General features: G+C 75.3%; 4 protein-coding genes. All 4 read left to right on the forward strand.

The window, feature by feature from the left end:
• Nucleotide 1: 1 nt before the first annotated feature.
• From ACZ63F_RS00280 to ACZ63F_RS00295, 4 genes are read left to right on the forward strand one after another with little or no spacing between them, the layout of a single operon-like run.
• Nucleotides 2–4540 (forward strand): beta-ketoacyl synthase N-terminal-like domain-containing protein, encoded by a 4539-nt coding sequence (locus ACZ63F_RS00280; RefSeq protein WP_469707281.1) that lies wholly within the window; start codon nt 2–4, stop codon nt 4538–4540.
• Entirely contained in the window at nt 4537–4854 is a 318-nt protein-coding gene (locus tag ACZ63F_RS00285) for an acyl carrier protein (protein WP_093505746.1), read from the forward strand. The genes ACZ63F_RS00280 and ACZ63F_RS00285 overlap by 4 nt, the downstream gene beginning before the upstream one ends.
• A gap of 3 nt (nt 4855–4857) precedes the next feature.
• A complete protein-coding gene (locus ACZ63F_RS00290) occupies nt 4858–5673 on the forward strand; it encodes an alpha/beta fold hydrolase (RefSeq protein WP_469707283.1) in 816 nt (271 codons plus the stop codon).
• Nucleotides 5670–6851: a glycosyltransferase gene (locus tag ACZ63F_RS00295; RefSeq protein ID WP_469707285.1), complete on the forward strand. Its 1182-nt coding sequence runs from the start codon at nt 5670–5672 to the stop codon at nt 6849–6851. Before ACZ63F_RS00290 ends, ACZ63F_RS00295 begins: the two co-directional genes overlap by 4 nt.
• The last annotated feature ends 43 nt before the right edge of the window (nt 6852–6894 follow it).

Raw genomic sequence — 6894 nt, forward strand, 5'->3', positions numbered from 1 at the left:
CATGACCGACGACCGCCGGACACCGGTCGCGATCGTGGGCATGGCGGTGCTGCTCCCCGGCGCCGCCGGCCTCGACGCCTACTGGACCAACCTGCGCGACGGCGTGGACGCGATCGGAGAAGTGCCCGAAGGCCGCTGGGACGCGGAGTACTACCGGCCCGGCTCGGCCGCCGGGCCCGCCGCACCCGACGAGGTGTACTGCAGGCGCGGTGGCTTCGTGGACGGGCTGGCCGAGGTGGAGGTCACCCGGTACGGGATCATGCCCAACTCCGTCCACGGCACCGAACCCGACCAGCTGATCGCCCTGGACGTGGCCGCGGCGGCGATCGCCGACGCGGGCGGCACGGACCGGCTGCCCGACCGGCACCGGATCGGCGTGGTCCTGGGCCGCGGCGGCTACCTCACCCCCGGCCTGGTCCGGCTCGACCAGCGGGTCCGCACCGCCGGGCAACTCGCCCGCACTCTCGGCGAGTTGGTGCCCGACCTCACGCCCGGCCAACTGGCCAGGGTGCACCAGGCGTTCACCGAGCGGCTCGGCCCCGCCGGCCCCGAGTCCGCGATCGGCCTGGTGCCCAACCTCGCCGCCTCCCGGATCGCCAACCGCCTCGACCTCCGCGGCCCCGCCTACACCGTCGACGCGGCCTGCGCCTCCTCGCTGGTCGCCGTCGACCAGGCCGTCACCGAACTCGGCGCCGGGCGCTGCGACCTGATGCTCGCCGGGGGAGTGCACCACTGCCACGACATCACCCTGTGGAGCGTCTTCTCCCAGCTGCGCGCGCTCTCCCCGAGCCAGCGCATCCGCCCCTTCCACCGCGACGCCGACGGCATCCTCATCGGCGAGGGCACCGGGATCGTCGTCCTCAAGCGCCTCGCCGACGCCGAACGCGACGGCGACCGCGTCTACGCCGTGATCCGCGGCACCGGCGTGGCCAGCGACGGCCGCACCGCCGGACTCGTCACCCCCGACCCCGGCGGCCAGACCCACGCCGTACGCCAGGCCTGGCGGGCCGCGGGACTCGACCCCACCGCACCGCACTCGGTCGGCCTCCTGGAGGCGCACGGCACCGCCACCCCGGCCGGGGACGCGGCCGAACTCACCACGCTGGCCGAGGTGTTCGGCCCGAGCGGCGGCGAGGACGAGCGGGCCGTGCTGGGCTCGGTGAAGTCGATGATCGGCCACACCATGCCGGCCGCCGGAGTCGCCGGGCTGGTCAAGGCCGCCCTCGCCCTCCACCACGCCACCCTGCTGCCCACCCTGCACTGCGACGACCCCCACCCGGCCCTGGCCGCCACCCGCTTCCGCACCCTGGACCGGGCCGCGCCCTGGGAGACCGCTCCGGGACAGCCGGTCCGCAGAGCCGCCGTGAACGCCTTCGGGTTCGGCGGGATCAACGCGCACGTGGTGCTGGAGGAGGCCCCCGGCCACCGCGCTGCCGCCGGCCGCCGCAGCTCAGCGGCTGCCGTACCCCCTGTCGCAGAGGTCACCGAACCCGAGCGCGTCCTCCTGCTCGCCGCCGGCACCCCCGGGCAGCTGACCGCACTCCTCGCCGCCGACGACTCCGCCGTCCTCGCCGCCGGTCTCGCCCCCGAGGCAACCCACCGGGAGGCGGGCCCGGTCCGCCTGGGCATCGTCGACCCCACCGCCCGACGGCTCGCCCTCGCCCGGCGCGCGGTCGGCAAGGGCCGCGCCTGGCAGGGCCGCAACGACGTCTGGTTCCGGCCCGCCCCGCTGCTGCGCACCGGCAGGCTGGCCTTCGTCTTCCCGGGCCTGGAAGGCGAGTTCACTCCCCGCGTCGACGACATCGCCACGCATTTCGGCCTCCCCGCCGTCACCGGCCCCGCCACGGACGCCGTGCGGGTCGGGGACGTAGGCCGTCATGGGTTCGGTGTCGTCGGCGTGGGGCGGCTGCTGGACGCGGCGCTGCGCCGGATGGGCGTGGTGCCGGACGCGGTCGCCGGGCACAGCGTCGGCGAGTGGACCGCAATGGTGGCCGCCGGGCTCTACGCGGGGGACCAGGTCGACGCCTTCATGGCCGGGTTCGACCCCGACGCGGTCACCGTCCCGGGCCTGGCCTTCGCCGCCGTCGGCGCCCCCGCCGACCGCGTCCTCGCCGCACTCCGCGCGGACTGGACGGACGCCGGGATCGTCCTGTCCCACGACAACGCGCCGAACCAGTCGATGGTCTGCGGCCCGGACCGGGCCGTGGCGGACTTCGTCCGCGCCTTCCGCGCCGACGGCGTGCTGTGCCAGGTACTGCCCTTCCGGTCCGGATTCCACACCCCGATGCTGGCGCCGTACCTCACCCCCATCAGGGAGGCCGCCGAGCGCTTCCGGCTGCACCGGCCGACCGTCCCGGTCTGGTCCGGCACCACCGCGGCCCCCTTCCCGGCGGCCGAGGCGGAGGTACGCGAGCTGTTCGTCCGGCACCTGCTGGAGCCGGTCCGGTTCCGGCAGCTGGTCGAGGCCCTGTACGCCGACGGGCACCGGGTCTTCGTCCAGACCGGCCCGGGGCAGCTGGCCTCCCTGATCGGCGACACCCTCGGCGACCGTGATCACCTCGCCGTGGCGGCCAACTCCCCGCACCGCTCCGGCCTGGCCCAGCTCCGGCGCGTGGCAACCGCGTTGTGGACCGCCGGCGCCGCCGTCGCACCGGCGGTTCCGGGGACGGCCGGCACCGCCGCGCCGGCGCCGCCGCGGCCGCCCGTCCGCCTCGACCTGGGCGGCGCGCTGGTGTCCCTGGACGGCCCGGACCTGCCCGCACTCCGCGCCGCGCTGGGCAGCCGGCCGGCACCCGCCGGGCCCTCCCCGCTGGACGACCTCGCCGCCCGCGTCCCGGCCGCCGCCGAACTCGACGCGCTGCTGCGGGAGACGGCGGACACGGCGGCGGCCGTCCTCACCGCGATCAGCGCCTCGCCGGCCACCACGGCCCCCCGCGCCAGGCCACGGGTCCCCGCCCGCGCCACGCCACCCCCCACCCCCCGTACCACCACCCTCAAGGTGTCCCCCGAGGCGATGCCGCACCTCCTCGACCACTGCTTCTTCCCGCAACGCCCCGGCTGGCCCGACACCGAGGACCGGTGGCCGGTGGTCCCCGCCACCACGATCGTCCAGCACATGGTGGACGCGGCCGAGGACGCCACCGGACTGCGGGCGGTCGCCGTGCACGGAGCCCGCTTCGACCGCTGGCTCACCGCCACACCGGCCGTCGACGTCCAGGTCACCGTCACCCCCGAAGGTCCCGGCCGGGTCGCGGTCACCTTCGGGCCCACCGCCCGCGCGGTCGTGGAGGTGGCCCCGGCCCACACCCCGCCGCCCGCGGGACCCGCCCGGCCGCCGGCCCCCGAGCGCACCCCCGCCCACACGGCCGCCGAACTGTACGCCGAACGCTGGATGTTCCACGGCCCGGCGTTCCAGGGCGTCACCGAACTCACCGCGATCGGCGACCGGCACGTCCGCGGCGTGATCACCACGCCCGCCGCTCCGGGCGCCCTGCTCGACAACGTCGGTCAGATCCTCGGCTACTGGATCATGTCCACCCGCACCGAGCGGACCGTCGTCTTCCCGGTGCAGATGCGGGAGATGCGCTTCCACGGCCCGCACCCCGCCCCCGGCACCGAGGTCGGCTGCCTGGTGCGGATCACCTCGCTCACCGGCACCGTCCTGGAGGCGGACGTGGAACTCACCGTCGGCGACCGGGTCTGGGCCCGGATCGACGGCTGGCAGGACCGCCGCTTCGACAACGACCCGCACACCCGCCCCGTCGAGCGCTTCCCGGAACGCAACACCCTCTCCGAGGCCCGGCCCGGCGGCTGGACCCTGCTCCACGAACGCTGGCCGGACCTGGCCTCCCGCGAGCTGATCATGCGCAACTCCCTCGGCGGAGCCGAGCGTTCGCAGTACGCCGAGCACCCGCCACGTGGTCGCAGGCAGTGGCTGCTGGGGCGCATCGCCGCCAAGGACGCGGTACGCCGGTGGCTCTGGCAGCACGGCGAGGGCCCGGTCTTCCCGGCCGAACTCCGCGTCCACAACGACGAGCTGGGCCGCCCGTACGTGGTCGGCGTGCACGGCCGCACGCTGCCCGCGCTGGACGTCTCGCTCGCCCACCGGGCGGAGGCGGCGGTGGCGATCGTACGTCCGCACACCCCCGGACCCGGTCCGGGCATCGACCTCGAAGAAGTCACCGACCGGGACCAGGCGGCCATGGAGGTCGCGCTCGGCGCGGACGAACTCCGCCTGCTGCACGCCCTGTCCGCCGACGACGCCGACGGTTCGCCCTCGCTGTGGTTCACCCGCTTCTGGGCCGCCAAGGAGGCCGTCGCCAAGGCGGAGGGCACCGGATTCGACGGCAGGCCACGGGACTTCACCGTCCTGGAGGCGGCCCCCGACGGCAGCCGGCTGCTGGTCTCGGGCCGGCTGGAACGTGCCTACCCGGTGCACTGCGCGCCGGTCCGCAATCCCCCCGCCCTGCCGGACCGCGACTACGTCGTGGCCTGGACCACCGGACCGGCAGCCGCAGACCCCGAGGAGGACCCGCGATGAATCCCACCGAGCCCGAGATCCGCGCCGACGAGGAGGCCGTGCTCGCCGACCTCGCGGGGATGCTCCGCACCCTCCTGGAGGAGTACGGCGACGACGACGCCGAGATCGGCATGAGCACCACCTTCAACCGCGACCTGGAGCTGGAGAGCATCGACCTGGTCACCCTCGCCGGGCTGCTGGAGGAGCGGTACGGCAAGCGGGTCAACTTCGCCGAGTTCCTGGCCGGGATGGAGTTCGACGAGATCATCGAACTGACCGTCGGCCGGCTCGTGGAGTACGTGGTGTGGAGCCTGAAGGCCACGGAGGCGGGCTGAGCCATGGCGATCGTCGACACCGGAGACGTCCGGCTGCACGTACAGAGAATGGGCCCGGGGGATGGCCGTACCCCGGTCGCCACCGTGGTCCTCGTCCACGGGCTGCTCACCGACAGCCTGGCCAGCTACTACTTCACCGTGGCTCCCGCCTTCGCCGCCTCCGGCCTCGACGTGGTCATGTACGACCTGCGCGGCCACGGCCGCAGCGGCCGCCCGGCGGCCGGCTACACCCTCGACCACAACATCGACGACCTGGAGGCCCTGCTCGGCCACCTGTCGATCACCGGCCCGGTCCACCTCGTCGGCAACTCCTACGGCGGCACCATCGCCTTCGGCTACGCGGCCCGCCACCCGGAGCGCACGGCCAGCCTGACGCTCATCGAGTCCGAACCCGCGACCGCCGCCTGGGCCGCGAAACTCGGCGGCATCCTGCACCGGGTCGTCACCGAACTCGCCCACAACGAGCCGGACGCGATCGCCTGGATCACCGCCAACCGCAGCCACAACACCGCCCGCCTGGCCAAGGGCGCGGCCCGGCTCGCCCGTGAGACCAGCCTCGGCCGGGACATCCCGGCCAGCCGGGTCCTGACCGAGGACCAGATCAGCGCCGTACGCTGCCCGGTCCTCGGCGTGTACGGCGGGGACTCCGACCTGGTCGAGGTGGTCCCGCTGAAGGAGGCCCTCCTCGCGGACTACCGGTCGGTGGTGCTGCCCGGGCACGAGCACTCCGTGCTGGTCGAGGCGTCCGGCACGGTCGGCGGACACATCCTGGAGCTGATCCACTCGGTCAGCGGCGGCGTACGGGCCGGGGTCCGGTGAGCGGCTTCCTGTTCGCCGTACCGCCCCTGGTCGGGCACATCAACCCGGCCGTCGGCGTCGCGGCCGAACTCGCCGCGCGCGGACACCGGGTGGCCTGGGTCTGCGCCGACGCCGGGCTGGTGCACCGGCTGGCGGGTCCGGCGGCCACGGTGTTCCCCTGCGCGGGCGCCCTGGCGGGCGAACGGCCCGCCGACCTGCGGGGCGCGGAGGCGCTGAAGTTCCTCTGGGAGTGGTTCCTGGTGCCGCTGGCGGACGCCATGGCGCCCGGTGTGGCGGCGGCCGTCGACGAGTTCCGCCCCGATGTGGTGGTCGCCGACCAACAGGCCTTCGCCGGGGCCCTGGTGGCCGAGCGGCTCGGCCTGCCGTGGGCGACCTCCGCGACCACCTCGGCCGAGTTCGGCGGCGCCTACGACGGCATCCCCAAGGTCGCGGAGTGGCTCCGGGACCGGCTCGCGGAACTGCGCGGCCGCATCGGCGACCCGGCGGGCACCGCCGACCCGCGTTTCTCGCCGCACCTCACCCTCGCCTTCACCACCCCCGAACTGGCGGGCCTGACCGACCGGCCGGCGGTCCGCTACGTGGGACCGTCGATCTCCCAGCGGCCGGTCGCCGACGGCTTCCCCTGGGACTGGCTCGACCCGAGCCGGGAGCGGGTCCTGATCTCCCTCGGCACCGCCAACGCGGACGTGGGCGGGCGGTTCCTGGCCGAGTGCGTGGCCGCCGTACGCGAACGGGCCGACCGGGTCCAGGCGCTGGTCGCCGACCCCGGTGGCACCCTGCCCCCCGCGGCCGACGACAAGGACATCCTGATCCTGCCCTCGCTGCCCCAGCTCCCGCTCCTGGAACGGGTCGACGCGGTCGTCTGCCACGCCGGGCACAACACCGTGTGCGAGGCCCTGTGGCACGGCGTCCCGCTGGTCGTCGCGCCCATCCGTGACGACCAGCCGGTGATCGCCGGGCAGGTCGTCGACGCCGGCGCGGGCCTTCGGGTCCGGTTCGGCCGGGTCACCGCCCCGCGGCTCGGCGAGGCCCTCGACACCGTCCTGTACGAGCCCGGCCCGCGCACCGCGGCGGCCCGGATCCGCACCGCGTTCCGCGCGGCGGGGGGGGGGGTGGGGGGCGTGGCCGGAGTGGCCGACCGCGGTTTGGGGCGGGCGGCGTTCGACTCGGCGTTTTGACCGAGGACAGCGACACGAGGAAGGTCAATCTGGCGCGGGTGTG

This window comes from Streptomyces sp. NPDC104761, from assembly GCF_055583445.1.